This window comes from Streptomyces sp. (assembly GCF_035645055.1).
Taxonomy (GTDB): domain Bacteria; phylum Actinomycetota; class Actinomycetes; order Streptomycetales; family Streptomycetaceae; genus Streptomyces.
Genome location: NZ_DASQNH010000090.1, coordinates 38,488 through 58,696 on the forward strand (window position 1 = coordinate 38,488; position 20,209 = coordinate 58,696).

A 20,209-nucleotide genomic window follows, 5' to 3' on the forward strand; every position below is an offset into this window, starting at 1 on the left:
CCCTTCCCACTCGTCCCTGGTTAACCGCTGGTTGCCGTGCTAACTTCGCGACCGTCAGACAGGCAGTACCGACTCAGGGGGAAAGTCGGTGACGACAGGCGCGGGGTTCGGTACGGCGGGTGAGCCGGACGAGGCCGCGCGCGCCCGGGGCCTGGAACTGCTCTTACAGCTGACCGACGCGTTCTGCGAGCTGGGCTGCATGGCGGATCCGCAGGAGCGGACACAGTTCGCGCTCGTCCTCGGCGAGCATCTGAACCGGCCGGTCGACATCCGGGGCGTCAAACTCCGCGAGGACGTGGTGACGCTGGTGCGCACCGCGCTGAGCGTCGCGCACGGCGAGCGCGTACTCGTCACGGTGGTGCGAATCTTCGAGGGAGCCGTCGCGGCCGACGAACTCGACCGGCTGATCCAGCCGGTCGCCCCGCCCGCCCCGCCCCTGTCCGGCGGCCCGCTCTCCGGCCACGACGAGGCCACCGCCCGCGCGTTACTGGCCCAGGCCCAGGGCGAGGTACCCGCGAGCCGCCTGCGCGACGACCTCGTCGAGGAACTCAACGGCCTCCCGCTCCCCGTCGGACTCACTCCCGGCCAGCTCTTCGCCCATGTCGTCGAGTGGAACGTCCAGCTCGACGAACTGCCGCCCGCCGTCCTGCTGGTCGACCGCGCCGCCCGGCTCGCCTCAGGCCATCGCGACGCCCTCGCCGCCTGGGTAGACGGCTGGGCCCAGCGCGCCGGACTCACCGAGGCGGTCCGCAGACGCCGTACCGGCCGGGAGGCGGTGACCGGCGATCCCGACATCCCCCGCTGTCTGATCATCGCCGTGGAGCCCACCCGGGACAGTTCCGGCCAGATCGTCGTCCGCACCTGGCTCAACACCGTCGCGGGACACTGGGACCCGCAGCCCGGGGAGCCGTGCGTCACCACCCTGGAGGGCCTCGCACCGGCCGTCGAGAGAGCCCTGCAGCAGGGCGTCCGGCTGTGGGCCGCGCAGGGCGATCCCGGCCCGGGCGGGCGCGAGCAGCCGCCGCCGTACATCGAGTTCGTCCTCCCTTACGACCTGCTCAACCACGATGTCGCGGGATTGGCGGTGCGCTCCGGCGACGGGCGTCCACTGCCGCTCGGGCTGCGGTACGGGGTCCATCTACGCAGTCTGGAGCGGATGCGTACCCCCGACGTCCTGGTCCGGCACCAGTGGCGGGAGCGCTGGCGCGCCCTGCGGCAGCACGGTGTCACCGTGCACGGGTGGAGCGAACCCGACGCACATCGGTTCGACGCGTGGTACATGTCCCTCGCCGGGGAAGCCAGACATACGGCGGTGGTGCTGGACGCACCGGCCGACGACCACGCGCGCGAGGCGCTGAAGGCGGCCATCGCGGAGGGCATAGGGCTCGCGGTCTGGGACCGCAGGGGGGTGTTCGTGGAGGAGCGCAGGGAGGTGGTCACGGCCGTCTTCGCCTCGGTGCCGACCCCGGCGCAGATCCCGATGGCCATCCACCGCCTGCGCCAGAAGGCCGAACTCCACAGCCAGCCCCATCTGCTGGGCAAACATATCGCCTTCTTCTGGGATGATCCGACGCGCCCCGTCGACATCCACGACATCCATCCCAAGACCGACCACGACGACCTCGCCGGCTAGGAGGCACCCGGGATGACCGTGCAGGAGCACACGGAACCAGGCGGCTGGCGCGTGTTCCACGCCACCGGCCGGGCACCGGAGGTGCCCCCCGCGCTGCCCGAGCCGCCGCCCTGGCGCCGGTTCCGCGGCGGCCCGGCGCTGCCCGCGCCGCCCGACGACCCGGAGGCCGCCGAGCGGCGTCTCGGCCCCGGCGAGATCACCCCGCAGCTCGGCCAGGACGAGATCGACACCGTCAACGCCGCCCTGCTGCTGCGCCGTCCGTTGCTGGTCACCGGCCCGCCCGGGGTCGGCAAGTCCACGCTCGCCTATGTGATCGCCCGTGAGCTGGGGCTCGGCCGGGTCCTGGAGTGGAACGTGGTCAGCCGCACCACCCTGCGCGACGGCCTCTACACCCATGACGCCATGGGCCGCGCCCAGGCCATCGCCGCCTGGCAGGCCGGACTGCGCGAGGCCGGGCAGCCGCAGACCTCCGAGGCCGACTCCCAACTCGCCCCGGCGTTGGGGGACTTCATCACACTCGGCCCGCTCGGCACCGCGCTTCTGCCCTACGATCGTCCCCGGGTGCTGCTCGTCGACGAACTCGACAAGAGCGACATCGACCTGCCGAACGATCTGCTGCACGTGCTGGAGAACGGAAACTATGAGGTCCCGGAGCTGGTGCGCGACGCCGCGGAGATCGCCCGGGTCCACACCGGCGACCCCGGCGGACACGCCGTGGTGCGGGACGGGCGGGTCGAATGCCGGGAGTTCCCGGTCGTGGTGATCACCAGCAACGGGGAGCGGGAGTTCCCGGCCGCCTTCCGGCGGCGCTGCCTGCCGCTGGAGATGCGGGTGCCCACCAGGGAGCAACTTCTGGCCATGGTGGAAGGGCACCTGGGCGTGCGTCCGCGGGGCACCGAGGACCTCGTGGACCTGTTCGTCCAGCGGGTCCAGGCGGGCGGCACCCACTCCCTGGACCAGCTACTGAACGCTGTCCAGATGACTACGGCGGGTGGTTTCCAGACCGACGGTCACGGGCGTAAGCTCGTGGAAATGCTCCTCCGCGACCTCGCGAAGGGCCGCTGAATGAACGGCTTTCCCAGGGAGCACGCATCCGGACCCGGCGACAGTGGCCCCGCCTCGGGCTCGTCGCCTCCTCCGGCGTATCTCCGGTCCGACGAGTACGCGCGCGGGGACGAAGCCTCGCCGTGCGACGCGCCCGACCGCGCCCAGCCGTACGCCGACCCCGAAGTGCCGCCGCGCTGGCAGGAGGTCGCCGACGCCGTCTGGCTCGCCGCCTACTGGGACCGCCACGGCGGCCCGGCCGCCCCCGCCCGCGAGACCGACGGGCACGGACCACGGCCCGAAGGGCCCTTCGCCGAGGACGCCGCCCGCCCCCGGACGTCCCCCGCCGCCGACGCCGACCCCCGCGCCGGGCAGTCCGGCCCCGCCGCCGAGCCGGACGTACGCCCGTTCCGGGAGACCGGACCGCCGCCGCCCCGCGAGCGGTCCGCGGCCACCGGCGGACCACTGCCCTCCGGTCCCGCCCGCCGGTTACCCGTCCCCGACCCCGGGGGGCCGCTCGCCCTGCACCTCGCGCGCCCCCTGCTGCCCGAGACCGAGCCCGCGCCGCCGGGGCCCGGCCGGCCCACCGCGCTGCTCGCCCGCGCGCTGCACCGGCTGGCCCGCCGCGTGCCCTCCCGCGACACCCTGGAACTGGACGAGGAGACCACCGCCGAGCAGGGGGTCGTGGACGGCATGTGGATGCCCTTCCTGCGCCCCGCCCGGACCTCCGCCTTCGACCTGGTGCTGCTCGTCGACGACGCCCCCACCATGCGGATCTGGGAGGACACCGCCGCCCGCCTCACCGAGGCCGCCGAGCACAGCGGCGCCTTCCGGGGCGTGCGAGCGGTCCGGGTGAACGTGCCCCGGACCGGCGCCGCCACCCTGCGCTGGGGCGGCGGGCGGACCGCCGCCGACCCCGCCGAACTCCTCGACGGCCGCGGCGGCCGGGTCTTCCTCGTCGTCACCGACGGACTCGCCCACGGCTGGGCCGCTCCCGCCGCCGACGCCCTCCTCGGCCGCCTCGCCCACGCCGGACCCACCGCCCTGGTCCATCTGCTCCCGCCCCACCTGCGCCACCGCACCTCCCTCTACCCCTATCCGGCCGTCCTGGAGGCCGGCGGGTTCGGCGCCCCCAACGACGGGCTCGGCCACCGGGCCCCGGCCGACGGGCCCGACCCGCTGCGTCCGCTGCCCGACGCGGGCGACGGCTCGGTGCCGGTGCCCGTTCTGTCCCTCAAGCCCGGATCCCTCGCCGCCTGGGCCGACCTGGTCACCGGCGACCGGGGCGTGCGCCGCACGCTGCCGGTCGTGCTGGCCGGCACCCTCAGCAAAGGCGCGCCCGCACCCGGACTGCGCGCCCCGCGCCTCCCGCGCGCCGCAGCGGCGGCCGTACGCCGGTTCTTCACCCTCGCCACCCCCGCCGCCCGTCGGCTGGCCACCCAACTGGCGGCCGTTCCGTTCGAGTTCGACCTCATGGAGCAGCTGCGGCGGCGCACCATGCCGGAGACGGGCCCCGACCACCTGGCCGAGATCCTGATGGGCGGGCTCATCGACTGGGACAGCGGCGGCGAGGGGCGTCCCGAGTTCGCCGAAGGGGTGCGCGAGGCGCTGCTCGCCACCACCACCCGCTCCCAACTCGCGCGCACCGTCACCGTGGTGGGCGAGCTGCCCGCGGCCGGCGAGCGCGGGGTCGCGCTGCGCGCCGCCCTGCGCGACCCGCTGGGCGCGCGGCTGCCCGACCCGGCCGAGCGTGCCTGGGCGCGCAGCGAACTTGCCGTCATGCGCGCGCTGTCGGGGCCGTACTCCGAACGTGCGAAACGGATCGAACCCAACCTCTCCGGGACCGGGCCCGGGACATCCGAACGGGTGGACGCCGGCACATACTCCGGTTTGTCCGGGATTACACCCGGTGAGGTGAACCACCAGGGCGACACGGGATCATCCGGCGGCCAAGCAGGCAGTGATCCAGGGGCGAACGTCCTCGATCCACCTGATCCACCTGGAGAACCCGTGCCGAGCCCGGTAACCGAAGCGACCCGACCCGAAGCCCCGGAGGCTGAGCCGCCCATGCAGAGGCCCACCACGACCGCGACGCCGGCCCTTCTGGTGAACGTTCCCCTGCGGAACAACTCGTTCGTCGGCCGCCAGGCGCTGCTGCGGGCGGTGGAGGAACAGCTGGGCGCCCAGGACACCGCGGCCGTGCTGCCGCACGCGCTGCACGGCCTCGGCGGGGTCGGCAAGTCGCAGCTGGCGCTGGAGTACATCTACACCCACCAGCACGAGTACAAGGTGATCTGCTGGATCCCCGCCGAACGCGAACCCATGATCCTCGCCGCGCTGGCCAGCCTCGCCGCCCAGCTCGGCGTCGCGCCGACCAGCCAGGAGAGCGTGGGCGCCCCCACCGCCAACACCGCCGTGCCCGCCGTCCTGGAGGCGCTGCGCACCGGGGCGCCGTACGACGACTGGCTGCTGGTCTTCGACAACGCCGAGGACATCGAGGTGGTCCGCCGGTACTTCCCGGCCAACGGACCCGGCAAGGTCATCGTCACCTCCCGCAACCGCGGCTGGGAGCGGGTGGCCACCCCGCTGCCGGTGAACGTCTTCGAGCGCGAGGAGTCCGTCGAACTCCTCCAGAAGCGCTCGCCCGACCTCAGCACCGAGGACGCCGAACGGCTCGCCGCGGCCCTCGGCGACCTGCCGCTCGCCGTCGAGCAGGCGGGCGCCTGGCTCGCCGTCACCGGCATGCTCGTCGACGAGTACCTGGGCCTGCTGGAGCAGCGCAGCCCCGACATCCTCGAACTCGACACCGGCCACCCCGACTACCCCGTCAACGTGGCCGCCGCCTGGGACATCTCACTGGAGCGGATCGAGGAGAAGAACCCCGGCGCCCGCCAGCTCCTCGACATCTGCGCCAGCATGGCACCCGAGCCGATCCCGCGGTCCATGCTGCGCGGCTCCCGCGGCGTCAACATCACCCCCGAGGTCGACCCGCTGCTGCGCGAGTCGATCAAACTCAACCGCGCCATCCGCGACCTCAGCCAGTTCTCCCTGGTCAAGGTGGACCCGCGGTCCGACACCCTGCAGATGCACCGCCTGCTGCAGACCGTGCTGCTCGCCAAGCTCGCCCCCGAGGAACGCGAGCGGATGCGGGACGCCGCCCACCAGCTGCTGTCCGCCGCCAAACCCGGCAACTACGGCTCCTCGCTGGAGTGGCGCGCCTACCAGGCGCTGCTGCCGCACGTCCTCGCCTCCCAGGCGGTCACCAGCACCGACACCTTCGTCCGCGAACTCGTCTACGACACCGCGCTGTTCCTTTACTACTGGGGCGACCACGAGGGCGCCGCCGTGCTCGCCCGGGAGGCCTGGACCTCCTGGCTCGCCGCCTCCGGCGAGGAGGACGTGCACGTGCTGCGGATGGCGAAGAGCTACGCCTTCCTGCTGCGCCAGATCGGCCACATCCGCGAGTCCATCCCGATCACCGAGCAGGCCCTGGAGGTCTCCCGGCGGATGGACGTCGACCCGGAGATCCTGATCGACTCGCTGTGCGAGATGGCCGACGCCCGCCGCTACCAGGGCCGGTTCGCCGAGGCCCGGGACCTCGGCAAGGAGGCCACCGAGCTGTCCCGGTCGCTGTTCGGTCCCGACGACCCCACCACGCTGCGGGCCACCCACAGCTGGGGCGTCGACCTGCGGCTGTGCGGCCAGTTCCGGGACGCGCTGCCGCTGGACCAGGAGAACGCCCGCCAGCGCGAACTGCTCCTCGGCCCCGCCAGCTTCTTCACCCTCAACACCCTCAACGCGCTCGCCATCGACATGCGGGAGAACGGCGACTACCCCGAGGCGCGTGACTTCCAGGAGGGCGTCTACCGCAGCGCCCGCACCGCGTTCGGCGACGAGCACCCCCTCACCCTGCGCATCGCCCGCAACCTGGCGGTGTGCCGGCGCCGGGACGGCGCGCTCGCCGAGGCCGCCAAGCTGTCCGAGGAGACCCTGCGGCGGTTCAACGCACGCTACGGCCCCGACCACGCCGACTCGCTCTCCACGGCCATCAACTACGCCGTCGACCAGCGGCTCGCCGGGGACCTGGAGAACTCACGGCAACTGGGCGAGGACACCGTACGGCGCTACGCGGCACGGCTCGGCGCGCGGCACGCCTACACGCTGCTCACCAAGGCCAATCTCGCCGCCACCATGCGGGCGCTGGGCGCTCTGGAGGCGGCCCGGGAACTGGAGGACGAGGCGGCCCGGACCCTGGCCGAGACGGTGGGTGAGGACCACGTCACCACGCTGACCGTGGTGATCGGCCAGGCCAACACCGCCTACGCCCGGCTGGACTTCGACCGCGCCCGCGAGCTGGACGAGGCCAATCTGCCGCGGCTCACCGAGATCGCGGGGGAGGACCACCCGCTCACCCTGTCCTGCGCCGCCAACCTCTCTCTCGACCTGCGGGGCCTCGGCCGGGTCGCGGAGGCCGACGAGTTCCAGCGCAGGGCGGTCGACGGCTTCACCCGGGTGGTCCGCGCGGAGCACCCCTGGCTGCTGGCGGCCCGCCAGCGGCGGCGGATCGAGTGCGACATGGCGCCGATGCCGCTGTAACGGCCATGCGGCCATGCGGCCATGCGGCCATGCGGCCATGGGGCCGGACGGCCGTAGGGGACGGACCGCGGCGGGGCGCCGCGGTCCGTGAGCCGGCCAGGGTGGTGCGCGGGACGGTCAGCTCGCGTCCGGTGCCGGGGCCGCCCGGGGCGCTGCCGCTTGGGGTGGCGCCACGGTCTCGCGCCGCGCGAGCCGGCCGACCAGGTGGAGCATCGGCTGGGTGAGCAGTGTGGTCACCAGGGCCATGAAGACCAGCACCGTGTACAGCGGGGCGCTCAGCAGCCCCGCCTGGTGCCCGGCGTTCAGCGCGATCAGTTCGGTCAGCCCGCGGGCGCTCAGCAGCACGCCCACCGTGCGCGCGTCGTCCCGGCCGAGGCCACCGAGCCGCGCCGCCACGGTGCCGCTGCCGACCTTGGTGACCACCGCGAGCACGGTCACCACCAGCAGGGTGAGCCAGCCCGCGCCGTCGACGCCGTTCAGCGTGACCGACTGGCCCGAGATCACGAAGAAGAACGGCAGCAGCAGCGACCCCACGTCGTGCAGCGGCCGTACCAGGTCCGGATCGAGCGTGCCGCCCTCCTCGCGCGGCACCACCACGCCCGCCAGCAGCGCCCCGAAGATCACATGCAGCCCCAGCGAGTGCGTCACCCACGCCGACCCCAGCGCGAAGCCGATGAGCAGCGCCAGCCGCAGCGAGGGTTCCAGCCGGGTGCGCCACAGCAGCCGCCGCAGCAGGGGCCGCGCCCCGGCCAGCATCAGCGCGGTGAAGCCGACGGCGAGCAGCGCCCGCCAGGGCCAGCCGAGCGACTGCTCGGTCCCGCTGTCCAGCAGCGCACCGGCGAGCACCGCCCAGCCGATCACGTCGAGCACTCCGGCGGCGGACATCGCGACCACGCCGGGCACGGTCCGCGCCAGCCCGTTCTCCCGGACGATGGCGGTCAGCACCGGCACCGCCGTGATGGACAGCGCGACCCCCGCGAAGATCACCATGGCCGGGGTGAGGTCGTGAGGCATGCCCAGTCGGTGCAGCCAGTCCCGGAACAGCAGCGCACAGCCGCTGCCCACCGCCATGGGCACCAAGAACGCGGCGAGGGCCGTGATCACCGCCGTGCGCGCCCGGTCGCCGAGCAGCTTCAGATCCAGCTCGTAGCCCACCGCGAACAGGAAGACGACGAGCGAGATCTGGGCGAAGCCCGTGAGCGCCGGTTCGATCGCCGCCGGGAACAGGGTGTCGTAGGCGTCCGGCGCCAGCGCGCCGAGCACGGTGGGGCCGAGGGCGATGCCCGCCGCCAACTGGCCGACGATGTACGGCTGTCCCAGCCGCCGGGCCAGCCAGCCCCCGGCGTGGGCGGCAACCAGGATCAGCGCCGCGGCGCCGGTGACATGCGCGATCAGCGCGTCGGAGCTCACGATGTCTCTCCCCGCTGTCCGGTCGTCGGCGTGTCGGCCGGGGTGGAAGTCGCTCAACGTCTTTACAGTACTGCCGATTTGACGTTCCGGCGGGAGTCGTACAGCGCCCTGGACCGGGCGCGCGGGGGCACATGACAACGGTCGTGTTCATCCGTGGCACGGGAGTGCGCGTGGTGGGCGCTCCCTGCTGCCGCGGACGAGGGGTCGGCCGGCCTCGCGCGCCGCGCTGCGCCGCCGACGCGCCCTGGCGGAGGCCGCCCACCCGGCCGCCGGCGACATCACGCGCTGTCTCGGCCCCGGCGGGATCATCGCGCTGGACGAACTGTTTCCGGCCGTACGGGCACGCGTCGCGGCCCCCACAGGAGCGGGCCGGACCCTGTGGTACCCGGAGGTCGGGCCGCGCGGCCCGACCGCGAGGAGATCCCGGCGGCCCCCTGATCCGGCCTTGGAGCTGTGCGACGCGGTGGCGGCCGTCGACAGCGAGGCCCCGGCGCGGCTGTCGGAACTCCGGGTGGCGCTGAGCGAGTCGGAAGCGCGCATCGGGCACCGGACGGTCACGGGTGATCAGGTGGCGTGATCGTACGGTTTCCGATGCGGGCAGGAGTGGCCATGATGGAACTGGACACGGGGCAGCGCGTGCCACCGTGCGAGAAGGGGGACGCATCTTGGACCAGCCGCCCGTACCGCACACGGCCGAAGCCGCCGTCAGTGAGGCGTCCCGAACGACGGGTGCCCTCGGCTGGGAGTCGGATCTGGCGGATCTCGCGACCCTGCCGCTGACCGCCGTGGACGCGCTCGCCCCGCTCGATCCCACCGCCCGCCTGCTCGAAGAGGTCCTGCGCTCGCGCGGCGGCGTCCGGGGCGGCGGCGAGACGGGCGGCGGGCGGGCCGACTAGGGCCTGTCCGCCCATTCCCGCCTGCCCCGCGGCGTCTGGCACGCACGCTCGCCGCGCTGCCGAAACGCCCACGTGGCTCGGCCACGAGGGCGCTCGGCGCCTTGCGGGTGCACGCACCAGACGCCGCGGGGCCCGCCCTCCGGGCGGACGACGGGAATGGTCGGACAGGCCCTGGCAGCGCACTGCCGCGCGTTCCCCCCGCCCGCACACACCACGGAGGTCCCGGCCATGAGCAGCGCGCAGCGCCCCGCCCCGTTCCGCATGCCGGAGCGGCTGTTCGCGGAGCTGGCCACCGGCGGCGGCTCGGCCGAGGCGATCGACTTCCTCGCACGGGGCGAGCGGGCGCGCCGGCTGCTGCTGTTGCGGACGCTGCTGGACCGCCTGGCCGGTCTCGCCACGCCGCTGACGCCGGCCGCCGAGGCCTGGCAGGCCGTCAAGGCGGCGGCCGGGCGGGCTCCCGAGCCGGTGGATCGGCTGCTGCTCGCCCCGGCGACCGGCCGCTGGATCGCGCACGTCCTGCGCCGGGCGCACGGCAGTTCGACGACGGGGCCGCCGCTGTGGGCGGAGGCGGGGCAGCTGTGCGCGGTGGCCGCGGCGGCGGCCGTGCACGCCGGCACGGAGACCGACCTGCGGGTGCCGCTCACGGACGGGCGGCTGCAGCTGCCGGGTCTCGGGATGGTCCGGCTCCCCGGATCCGAACGGGGGCCGGCGGTCGGGCGGGCCCGTACCCGGGACGGCGAGCTGACCCTCACCGGTCCAAGCCGGGACGGGAGGCCCGTGACCGTGACCTGCCGTCCGGGCACGGTCCCGGTCGCGGCAGGTCCCGGCACCGCTCCCGCCGCCACGGCCGGACGGGATCCCGGCACGCACTGGGTGCCCCTGCGCACCCTCACCCACACCGGCCCCGCCGGAACCACCGCCGTCCTCCTCGACGACCTCGACCCCTACCGGGACCTGGACGACCCCTTGCCGCCCGCCCGGCTCGACACCGGCGAGGCCCAGGCCTGGCAGCGGCTGTTCGACGAGGCGTCCGCGCTGCTCGCGGGCGCGCGGGCCGGCGAACCGGGGTGGCTCGACCCGTCCCTGATCCGGTCCGTCGTGCCGTGGGGCCGGACCAGCCCGCTGCCGCCGGCGCCGCCGACCGTGTCGCTCTCCGCGTCCAGTGGGGACGCCTTCGGCGGCATGGTGATAGCCCGCCCCGCGACCGGACTCGCGCTCGCCGAGGCGCTGGTCCACGAGTTCCAGCACAGCAAGCTCGGCGCCCTGCTCCATCTGTTCCCGCTCCTCGACGACGACCGGGTCGAGCGCTACTACGCCCCGTGGCGGGCCGACCCCCGCCATCTCTCCGGGCTGCTGCACGGCGCCTACGCCTTCACCGGCGTCGCCGGCTTCTGGCGCGACCGCATGACCGAACCCGCGCACGCCGAGGCCGCCGCCTACCACTTCGCGCTGCGGCGCACGCAGGCCCGCTTGGTGGTGCGCACCCTGCTGGCCAGCGGCCGGCTCACCGCCCCCGGGCGGCACCTGGTGACCGGCCTCGCCCGCACCCTGGACGGCTGGCTGCGCGAACCCGTGGAACCGGCGGCCCTGGCCCGGGCCCGCACGGCGGCGGCGCTGCACCGCACCGAGTGGCGGCTGCGCAATGTGCTCCCGGGCCCGCAGGAGAGTCCCACCGCCGTGCGGCTGCGCCCGGACCGCCGCGGCTGGCGCGACCTGCGCACCCACGCCTTCGCGACCCGCCCGGCCGTGCCGCGCACCCCGGACGAGCACCTGGCCGCCGCCGACCCGGCCACCGCCCTGGACGGTTACGCCGACGCCCTCAGCCGCGACCCCGCCGACCCGCATGTCCTGGCCGGCTGGATCGTCGCCCGCGCCACCCTCACCCCGGCCCACACCACCCGCCGTCTCCTGGCCCGCCCGGAGCTCCTCCAGCCCCAGTTGAGCGGGTAGCCTCCGGCGGTCCGGCCGTCGCGGCGCGGGGCGGTGGCGAAAAGGGCGATGTGGGGGGTGAACAGGCGCGCGAATGGTCAGGATGGAGGCATGGGATTCCATGTCGACTCCGAGGCCGGGCGGCTGCGCCACGTCATCCTGCACCGGCCGGATCTCGAGCTCAAAAGGCTCACCCCCAGCAACAAGGACGCCCTGCTCTTCGACGACGTGCTCTGGGTGCGCCGGGCGCGGGCCGAGCACGACGGGTTCGCCGACGTGCTGCGCGACCGCGGGGTCACCGTCCACCTGTTCGGCGATCTGCTCACCGAGGCCCTGGAGATCCCGGCGGCCCGGACGCTGGTCCTGGACCGGGTCTTCGACGAGAAGGAGTACGGACCGCTCGCCACCGACCATCTGCGCGCCGTCTTCGAGACGCTGCCCGCCCGCGAGCTGGCGGAGGCGCTGGTCGGCGGGATGACGAAGCGGGAGTTCCTGGACGCCCACGCGGAGCCCGTGTCGGTGCGGTTCCATGTGATGGATCTGGACGACTTCCTGCTGCGCCCCCTGCCGAACCACCTCTTCACCCGGGACACCTCCGCCTGGATCTACGACGGCGTCTCCATCAACGCCATGCGCTGGCCCGCCCGCCAGCGGGAGACGGTGCACTTCGAGGCGATCTACCGGCATCATCCGCTCTTCCGCAGCGAGGACTTCCATCTCTGGTCGGAGGGCCAGGCCGACTACCCGTCCACCATCGAGGGCGGCGACGTCCTGGTCATCGGCAACGGCGCCGTGCTGATCGGCATGAGCGAGCGCACCACCCCGCAGGCCGTGGAGATGCTCGCGCACAAGCTGTTCGCCGCGGGGTCCGCGCAGACGATCGTGGCCCTCGACATGCCGAAGAAGCGCGCCCTGATGCATCTGGACACCGTCATGACGATGGTCGACGGCGACACCTTCACCCAGTACGCGGGCCTCGGCAAGCTCCGCTCGTACACCATCGAGCCGGGCACCGAGGAGAAGGAGCTGAAGGTCACCGACCACCCGCCGGAGCACATGCACCGCGCGATCGCCGCCGCGCTGGGCCTGAGCGAGATCCGGGTGCTGACCGCCACCCAGGACGTGCACGCGGCCGAGCGCGAGCAGTGGGACGACGGCTGCAACGTGCTGGCCGTGGAGCCCGGCGTGGTCGTCGCCTACGAGCGGAACTCCACCACCAACACGCACTTGCGCAAGCAGGGCATCGAAGTGATCGAGATCCCGGGCAGCGAGCTGGGCCGGGGGAGGGGCGGGCCGCGCTGTATGAGCTGCCCGGTGCAGCGGGAGGCCGTATAGGCCCTGGCCACCGCGTCCGCCCGGGGCACGGCGACACCGATCGCCGCATAGTAATGCTGGATATCGTATAGACTTCCAAGGGTCATCCTGCCCTCGTCCCTCCCCTGGAGCGCCCCCATGGCGACAGTCCCGACCGCCCTCGCCGGCCGCCACTTCCTCAAGGAGCTCGACTTCACCGAGCGGGAGTTCCTGGGGCTGGTCGAGCTGGCCGCCGAGCTGAAGGCCGCGAAGAAGGCCGGGACCGAGACGCAGTACCTGCGGGGCAGGAACATCGCGCTGATCTTCGAGAAGACCTCCACGCGCACCCGCTGCGCCTTCGAGGTCGCCGCCGCCGACCAGGGCGCCTCGACGACGTACCTGGACCCGTCCGGTTCGCAGATCGGCCACAAGGAGTCCGTGAAGGACACCGCCCGCGTGCTCGGCCGGATGTTCGACGCCATCGAGTACCGGGGCGACAGCCAGGCCGGCGTCGAGGAACTGGCGGCCCACGCGGGCGTACCCGTCTACAACGGTCTCACCGACGACTGGCACCCCACCCAGATGCTCGCCGACGTGCTCACCATGACCGAGCACACCACCAAGCCGGTCAAGGAGATCGCCTTCGCCTACCTCGGCGACGCCCGCTTCAACATGGGCAACTCCTATCTGGTCACCGGCGCCCTGCTCGGCCTCGACGTACGGATCGTCGCCCCGAAGGCCTACTGGCCCGCCCAGGAGATCGTCGACCGGGCCCGCGCGCTCGCCGGGACCAGCGGTGCCCGGATCACCCTCACCGAGTCGGTCGAGGAGGGTGTGCGCGGCGCCGACTTCGTCGCCACCGACGTCTGGGTCTCCATGGGTGAGCCCAAGGAGGTCTGGGACGAGCGGATCGCCGCGCTCGGCCCGTACGCGGTGACGATGGACGTGCTGCGCGCCACCGGCAACCCGGACGTGAAGTTCCTGCACTGCCTGCCCGCCTTCCACGACCTGGGGACCGAGGTCGGCCGGGAGATCCACGCCACCCACGGCCTGGACTCCCTGGAGGTCACCGACGAGGTCTTCGAGTCGGCCCACTCCGTCGTCTTCGACGAGGCCGAGAACCGCCTGCACACCATCAAGGCCGTGCTGGTGGCGACCCTGGCCTGACGACCAGGCCTTATGCTGTCCGGCGGCCCGGAGCCACCCCTTCCGAGGCCGCCGCGCGCCCCCACCCGGGGCACTTCCGTCCCCAGAAACGAGCACCACCCGCATGCCCCGCATCAAATCCCCCGCCCTCCTGGTGGCCGAATCCGGCGCCGACCGCGAGGGTCACGGCCTCCGTCGCTCGATGGGCCTGTTCCAGCTGATCTGCTTCGGCGTCGGCGCGATCGTCGGCACCGGTATCTTCGTCGGCCTCTCCGACTCGGTCGCCCAGGCCGGCCCGGCCGTCGTCGTCTCCTTCGTGCTCGCCGCGATCACCTGCGTGTTCACCGCGTTCGCCTTCGCCGAGCTGGGCGGCGCGATCCCGGTCTCCGGCTCCTCGTACTCCTTCGCCTACGCCGGACTCGGCGAGACCACCGCCTTCCTGGTCGGCTGGTGCCTGCTGCTGGAGTACGGCGTCTCCGTCTCCGCGGTCGCGGTCGGCTGGAGCCAGTACGTCAACGAACTCCTCGACAGCCTGATCGGCGTCCAGCTGCCCGCCGCGCTCTCCGCGAGCCCCGGCGACGGCGGTGCCGTCAACCTCCCGGCCGTGATCGTCATCGCCATGGCCGCCGCCCTCCTGGTGCGCGGCGTGCGCGAGAGCGCCCGCGCCACCGCCGCCATGGCGGTCCTCAAGCTGGCCATCCTGATCGCCTTCTGCGCGATCGGCTTCAGCGCCTTCAAGGACGGCAACCTGATGCCGTTCGCGCCCGCCGGTCTCGCCGGGATCGGCGCCGGTACCACGGCCGCCTTCTTCTCGTACATCGGCTTCGACGCGATCACCACGGCCGGCGAGGAGGCGAAGAACCCGCGCCGGGACATCCCCATCGCCATCCTGGTCTGCATCGGCGTGGTCACGGTGCTCTACTGCGCGGTCGCGCTCGCGGCCATCGGCGCCCTCGGCGGCGACGCGGTCGGCGGGCAGCCCGCCGCGCTGTCGTACGTCGTCGACGAGGTCACCGGCTCGGGTGTCGGCGGCGGGATCGTCGCCTTCGGCGCGGTCGTCGCGATCGCCTCGGTGGTGCTCGCCGTGATGTACGGCCAGAGCCGCATCCTGATGTCGATGTCCCGGGACGGACTGATCCCGGGGGTCTTCGAGAAGGTCTCACCGCGCACCGCCACCCCGGTCGCGGGCACCCTGATCATCGCGGTCGTCTTCGCCGTCCCGGCGGCCTTCTCCTCGCTGGACGCCGTGGTCAACCTGTGCACCATCGGCACCCTGGCCGTGATGGCCGCCGTCAACATCGCGGTGATCGCGCTGCGCCGCCGGGAGCCGGAGCTGCCCCGCACCTTCCGGGTGCCGCTGTACCCGGTGCTGCCGCTGCTCGGCGTCGGCTGCTGCCTCTATCTGATGTACGAGACCGGCTGGACGACCTGGCTCCAGTTCGCCGTCTTCCTGGCCGCCGGCTTGCTGGTGTACCTCGGCTACGGCCGCCGCCGGTCGCGGCTGGCCCGGGTCACGCCGGACGCGGACGCCACTGACGCGGTACCGCAGCCAGTCTGAACCACACCGCCTTGCCGGACTCGGTGGGGCGGTGACCGCACGCCGAGCTGAGGGCGCGGATCAGCAGCAGTCCGCGCCCGCCCTCCTGCCAGGGGTCGGGCTCGACGCCGGCCGGGTGGGTGAGGTCGCCCGGCGGCGCCGGGTCCGGGTCGTGCACCTCGACCTTGCAGCCGGTCGGCAGCAGCTCCACCACCAGCTCTATCGGGGTGTCCCCGGAGGTGTGCTCCACGGCGTTGGCCACCAGCTCCGCGGTGAGCAGCTCGGCGGTGTCGGTGTCGCTGCCGTGCTCCAGCTCGGCCAGGGCGGTACGGACCAGCGCGCGGGCCACGGGCACGGCCGCGGCGGAGTGCGGCAGTGCGACGCGCCAGTGGGCGGGGGGTGAGGGGTGTTCGTACAAGGCGAGTCCGTTCATGACGCGGGGTCCTTGCGGCCGACAGGCGATCCCGCTTTCCACATGGCGAATGGTACGGCGCCGCACGGCGGAGTCCCGAGACGGGCACCGGCCGGGATCTCCGCTCCCGGCACCGGGCGGCCTACCCACGGCGACGCCCCGACCGCGCACGGCGGCTCCTGCCGTTACCCGCCTGTCGAGGACCCGACGACGATCGGTCACACCGTTACGGATACCCGGCGTATCGCGCACTCATGACGACAGTCACATACAAGTGATAACTTCGTAGGGCACCGTCTCCCCGAGGAGGCCGTCCCGCCATGAGTCCCTTCACCGGCTCCGCCCCGCGCACCCCGCGCTGGCGGCATCTGCGCGTCGACCTCGACGGCGGGGTCGCCACCGTCACCCTCACCCGCCCCGACAAACTCAACGCGCTCACCTTCGGCGCCTACGCCGACCTGCGGGACCTGCTCGCCGAACTGTCCCGCGAGCGGGCCGTGCGCGCCCTGGTGCTGGCGGGCGAGGGCCGCGGCTTCTGCTCCGGCGGCGACGTCGACGAGATCATCGGCGCCACACTCGCCATGGACACCGCCCAGCTCCTCGACTTCAACCGGATGACCGGCCAGGTGGTGCGGGCCGTCCGGGAGTGCCCGTTCCCGGTGATCGCCGCGGTGCACGGCGTGGCGGCGGGCGCGGGCGCGGTGCTCGCCCTGGCCGCAGACTTCCGGGTGGCCGACCCCACCGCCCGCTTCGCCTTCCTCTTCACCCGGGTCGGCCTGTCCGGCGGCGACATGGGCGCGGCCTACCTGCTGCCGAGGGTCGTCGGCCTCGGCCACGCGACCCGCCTGCTGATGCTCGGCGAACCGGTCCGAGCTCCCGAAGCCGAACGCATCGGCCTGATCAGCGAGCTGACGGAGGACGGGCAGGCCGACCAGGCCGCCCGGACCCTGGCCCGCCGCCTCGCGCAGGGCCCGGCCCTGGCGTACGCCCAGACCAAGGCCCTGCTGACCGCGGAACTGGACATGCCGCTGGCGGCGGCTGTGGAACTGGACGCGTCGACCCAGGCCCTCCTGATGACCGGCGACGACTACAGGGAGTTCCACGCGGCGTTCACCGCGAAGCGTCCTCCCCGATGGAGCGGACGGTGAGCGCGACTCCCTCAGGGGTGCGGGGAACCGCGCGATCAGCCACCACGAGCCCGCACACGCCCCCCACACCGAACCACCCCCTGCGCATCGCGGTCATCGGCGGCGGCCCCGGCGGCCTCTACGCCGCCGCCCTGCTCAAACGCCTCGACCCCCGGCGAACCGTCACCGTCTGGGAACGCAACGCCCCCGACGACACCTTCGGCTTCGGCGTCGTCCTCTCCGACGAGACCCTCGGCGGCATCGAACACGCCGACCCGGTCGTCTACGAAGCCCTTCAGCGGGACTTCGTCCGCTGGGACGACATCGACATCGTCCACCGCGGCATCCGCCACACCTCCGGCGGCCACGGCTTCGCCGCCCTCGGCAGACAGCGCCTCCTGGAGATCCTGCACGAGCGCTGCCGCGCTCTCGGCGTGGAGCTGCGCTTCGCGTCGGAGGCGCCGTACCCCGCCTGGCTCACGGAGACCCACGACCTGGTCATCGCCGCCGACGGAGTGCACAGCACCACCCGCGAGGCCTACGCGCACGTCTTCCGCCCCCGGGTGGCCGCCCACCGCTGCCGCTACATCTGGCTCGCCGCCGACTTCCCCTTCGAGGCGTTCCGCTTCGAGATCGCCGAGACCGAGCACGGCGTGATGCAGCTGCACGGCTACCCGTACGCGGCCGACGCCTCCACCGTGATCGTGGAGATGCGCGAGGAGGTCTGGCGGGCCGCCGGCTACGACGTGCTCGACGCGGGGGAGTCCGTCGGCCGCTGCGCCAAGATCTTCGCGGACGCGCTGCGCGGCCGGCCGCTCAGGTCGAACAAGTCGGCGTGGACGACCTTCCGCACGGTCGTCAACGACCGCTGGTCCGCGGGAAACCTGGTTCTGCTCGGCGACGCCGCGCACACCGCGCACTTCTCCATCGGCTCCGGCACCAAGCTCGCCGTCGAGGACGCCCTCGCCCTCGCGGCCTGCCTGGAGGAACAGCCCTCCCTGGACCGGGCCCTGGCGGCCTACGAGGAGGAGCGCAAACCGGTCGTCGCCTCCACCCAGCGCGCGGCCCGGGCCAGTCTCGAGTGGTTCGAGAACGTGCGGCTCTACCGCGACCAGCCGTCCCGCCGGTTCGCCTTCAACCTGCTCACCCGCAGCCGCCGCGTCACCCACGACAACCTGCGGCTGCGCGACGCCCGCTTCACCGGGGCCGTGGAGCGCGAGTTCGGCTGCCCGCCCGGCACCCCGCCGATGTTCACCCCGTTCCGGATGCGCGGACTGACCCTGCGCAACCGGGTCGTCGTCTCGCCCATGGACATGTACTCGGCCACGGACGGCGTCCCCGGCGACTTCCACCTGGTCCACCTGGGCGCCCGGGCGCTCGGCGGCGCCGGGCTGGTGATGACCGAGATGGTGTGCGTCAGCGAGGAGGGCCGGATCACCCCCGGCTGTACCGGCCTCTACACCGGGCGGCAGACCGAGGCGTGGCGGCGGATCACCGAGTTCGTGCACCGGCGCGCCCCCGGCACGGCGATCGGCGTCCAGCTCGGCCACTCCGGGCGCAAGGGCTCCACCAAGGTGATGTGGGAGGGCATGGACGAGCCGCTGCCCGACGGCAACTGGCCGCTGGTCGCCGCCTCCCCGCTGCCGTACAAGCCGGGCGGCCAGACCCCGCGGGAGCTGTCGCGCGCCCAGCTCACCGATCTGCGCGAGCAGTTCGCCGCCGCGGCCGGACGGGCCGCGCGCGCCGGGTTCGACCTGCTGGAACTGCACTGCGCGCACGGCTACCTGCTCTCCGGCTTCCTCTCCCCGCTCACCAACATGCGCACCGACGCCTACGGCGGCTCACCGGAGAAACGGCTCCGCTTCCCGCTGGAGGTCTTCGACGCCGTCCGCGCCGTATGGCCCGGGGAACGGCCGATGACCGTACGGATCTCCGCCACCGACTGGGCCGAGGGCGGCACCACCGCCGAGGAGGCCGTCGAGATCGCCCGCGCCTTCGCCGCGCACGGCGCCGACGCGATCGACGTCTCGACCGGGCAGGTGGTGGCCGACGAGCGCCCGGAGTTCGGCCGCTCCTACCAGACGCCGTTCGCCGACCGCATCCGGCACGAGGCCCGCGTCCCGGTGATCGCCGTCGGCGCGATCTCCTCGTGGGACGACGTCAACTCCCTGATCCTGGCCGGGCGCACCGACCTGTGCGCGCTCGGCCGTCCGCATCTGTACGACCCGCACTGGACGCTGCACGCGGCCGCCGAGCAGGGCTACGACGGTCCGGGCGCCGTCTGGCCGGACCCGTACCGGGCGGGCAGCAGGCGGCCCCGTACGGGGCGGACGGACGCGCCCAAGCCCCGCCTCACTCTGGGGCGTTGACGGGGACGTCCGCGAACACCGCCCCGGCGTCCCGCAGCCGGGCGTGCAGCCCCCGGAACACGGCAGCCGAGCGCATCCCCGGCCAGTCGGACGGCAGCAGTCCCGCGGGCAGCCCCGGGTCGGTGTAGGGCAGGTGGCGCCAGGAGTCCAGGGCGAGGAGGTAGTCGCGGTAGGCCTCCTCGGGCGGGGTGTCGGGCCGCTGCTCCCAGTCGTGCAGCACGCGCGCGTGCCGGTCGAGGAACGCCTCGTGCTGCTTGGCGATCGCGGCCAGGTCCCACCAGCGGGCCACCGCCTCGACGGTCGGCGCGAAGCCCAGGTGCTCGCCGCGGAAGAAGTCGACGTATCCCTCCAGGCCCAGCCGCTGGAGAGTGTGCCGGGTCTCCTCGTACAGCCGGGCCGGAGCGATCCACACGCCGGGCGCCGCCGTGCCGAAGCCGAGCCCGGAGAGCCGGGAGCGCAGCACGTGCCGCTTCTGCCGTTCGGTCTCCGGGACGGAGAACACGGCCAGCACCCAGCCCTCGTCCTCGGGCGGCACGGTCGCGTAGACCCGCCGGTCGCCGTCGTCGAGCAGCTGGCGGGCGTCCGGGGACAGCGCGTAACCCGCCGCGCCCTGCTCGGTGCGGGCCGGGACGAGCAGACCGCGCCGTTTCAGCCGGGACACCGACGACCGCACCGAGGGCGCGTCCACGCCGACCGCGGCCAGCAGCCGGATCAGCTCGGCGACGGGCACCGGGCCGGGCAGGTGACGGCCGTACGCTCCGTAGAGCGTGACGATGAGGGAGCGGGGAGCGTGCTGGTCGGACACGTTGATCATTTT

The 20,209-nt window shown here is 73.5% G+C and carries 14 protein-coding genes; 11 read left to right on the forward strand and 3 right to left on the reverse strand.

What is annotated here, in order from left to right; translation table 11 throughout:
- Positions 1–88 precede the first annotated feature (88 nt).
- From VE614_RS28850 to fxsT, 3 genes are read left to right on the forward strand one after another with little or no spacing between them, the layout of a single operon-like run.
- Positions 89–1,633, forward strand: a complete 1,545-nt coding sequence (locus VE614_RS28850; RefSeq protein ID WP_324943543.1) for an effector-associated domain 2-containing protein — start codon at positions 89–91, stop codon at positions 1,631–1,633.
- Between the two features lie 12 nt (positions 1,634–1,645).
- A complete protein-coding gene (locus tag VE614_RS28855; protein WP_324943545.1) occupies positions 1,646–2,698 on the forward strand; it encodes an AAA family ATPase in 1,053 nt (350 codons plus the stop codon).
- The gene (gene fxsT, locus VE614_RS28860) at positions 2,699–7,273 is read left to right on the forward strand and encodes an FxSxx-COOH system tetratricopeptide repeat protein (protein WP_324943548.1); all 4,575 of its coding nucleotides are present in this window, start codon (positions 2,699–2,701) and stop codon (positions 7,271–7,273) included.
- Between the two features lie 117 nt (positions 7,274–7,390).
- Here fxsT and VE614_RS28865 read toward each other — a convergent pair whose 3' ends face one another.
- Entirely contained in the window at positions 7,391–8,683 is a 1,293-nt protein-coding gene (locus VE614_RS28865) for a cation:proton antiporter (RefSeq protein WP_324943551.1), read from the reverse strand.
- A gap of 445 nt (positions 8,684–9,128) precedes the next feature.
- On the opposite strand from VE614_RS28865, the gene VE614_RS28870 reads away from it, so the two are divergent.
- The 6 genes from VE614_RS28870 (at position 9,129) to VE614_RS28895 (ending at position 15,505) form a co-directional block, all read left to right on the forward strand.
- Positions 9,129–9,260: a hypothetical protein gene (locus VE614_RS28870; protein WP_324943554.1), complete on the forward strand. Its 132-nt coding sequence runs from the start codon at positions 9,129–9,131 to the stop codon at positions 9,258–9,260.
- An 88-nt stretch (positions 9,261–9,348) separates the two neighbouring features.
- The gene (locus VE614_RS28875) at positions 9,349–9,579 is read left to right on the forward strand and encodes a hypothetical protein (RefSeq protein ID WP_324943558.1); all 231 of its coding nucleotides are present in this window, start codon (positions 9,349–9,351) and stop codon (positions 9,577–9,579) included.
- Between the two features lie 228 nt (positions 9,580–9,807).
- On the forward strand, positions 9,808–11,529 hold the full coding sequence (locus tag VE614_RS28880) for an HEXXH motif domain-containing protein (protein WP_324943561.1): 1,722 nt from the start codon (positions 9,808–9,810) through the stop codon (positions 11,527–11,529).
- A 90-nt stretch (positions 11,530–11,619) separates the two neighbouring features.
- Positions 11,620–12,843 (forward strand): arginine deiminase, encoded by a 1,224-nt coding sequence (locus VE614_RS28885; RefSeq protein WP_324943564.1) that lies wholly within the window; start codon positions 11,620–11,622, stop codon positions 12,841–12,843.
- A 117-nt stretch (positions 12,844–12,960) separates the two neighbouring features.
- Complete coding sequence (argF, locus tag VE614_RS28890) at positions 12,961–13,968, forward strand: ornithine carbamoyltransferase (protein WP_324943567.1); 1,008 nt, start codon at positions 12,961–12,963, stop codon at positions 13,966–13,968.
- Between the two features lie 103 nt (positions 13,969–14,071).
- Positions 14,072–15,505, forward strand: coding sequence for an amino acid permease (locus VE614_RS28895; protein WP_324943570.1), 1,434 nt, complete (start codon positions 14,072–14,074; stop codon positions 15,503–15,505).
- Here VE614_RS28895 and VE614_RS28900 read toward each other — a convergent pair.
- Positions 15,459–15,917, reverse strand: coding sequence for an ATP-binding protein (locus tag VE614_RS28900; protein WP_324943573.1), 459 nt, complete (start codon positions 15,915–15,917; stop codon positions 15,459–15,461). The two genes, VE614_RS28895 and VE614_RS28900, sit on opposite strands and share 47 nt — an antisense overlap.
- Positions 15,918–16,216: 299 nt before the next feature.
- Here VE614_RS28900 and VE614_RS28905 point away from each other — a divergent pair, with 299 nt between their 5' ends.
- Positions 16,217–17,044 (forward strand): enoyl-CoA hydratase family protein, encoded by an 828-nt coding sequence (locus VE614_RS28905; protein WP_324943577.1) that lies wholly within the window; start codon positions 16,217–16,219, stop codon positions 17,042–17,044.
- Positions 17,029–19,392: a bifunctional salicylyl-CoA 5-hydroxylase/oxidoreductase gene (locus VE614_RS28910; protein ID WP_324943580.1), complete on the forward strand. Its 2,364-nt coding sequence runs from the start codon at positions 17,029–17,031 to the stop codon at positions 19,390–19,392. Before VE614_RS28905 ends, VE614_RS28910 begins: the two co-directional genes overlap by 16 nt.
- Here the strand turns inward: VE614_RS28910 and VE614_RS28915 are convergent.
- The gene (locus tag VE614_RS28915; protein WP_324943584.1) at positions 19,376–20,206 is read right to left on the reverse strand and encodes a PaaX family transcriptional regulator C-terminal domain-containing protein; all 831 of its coding nucleotides are present in this window, start codon (positions 20,204–20,206) and stop codon (positions 19,376–19,378) included. The two genes, VE614_RS28910 and VE614_RS28915, sit on opposite strands and share 17 nt — an antisense overlap.
- Between the last annotated feature and the right edge of the window lie 3 nt (positions 20,207–20,209).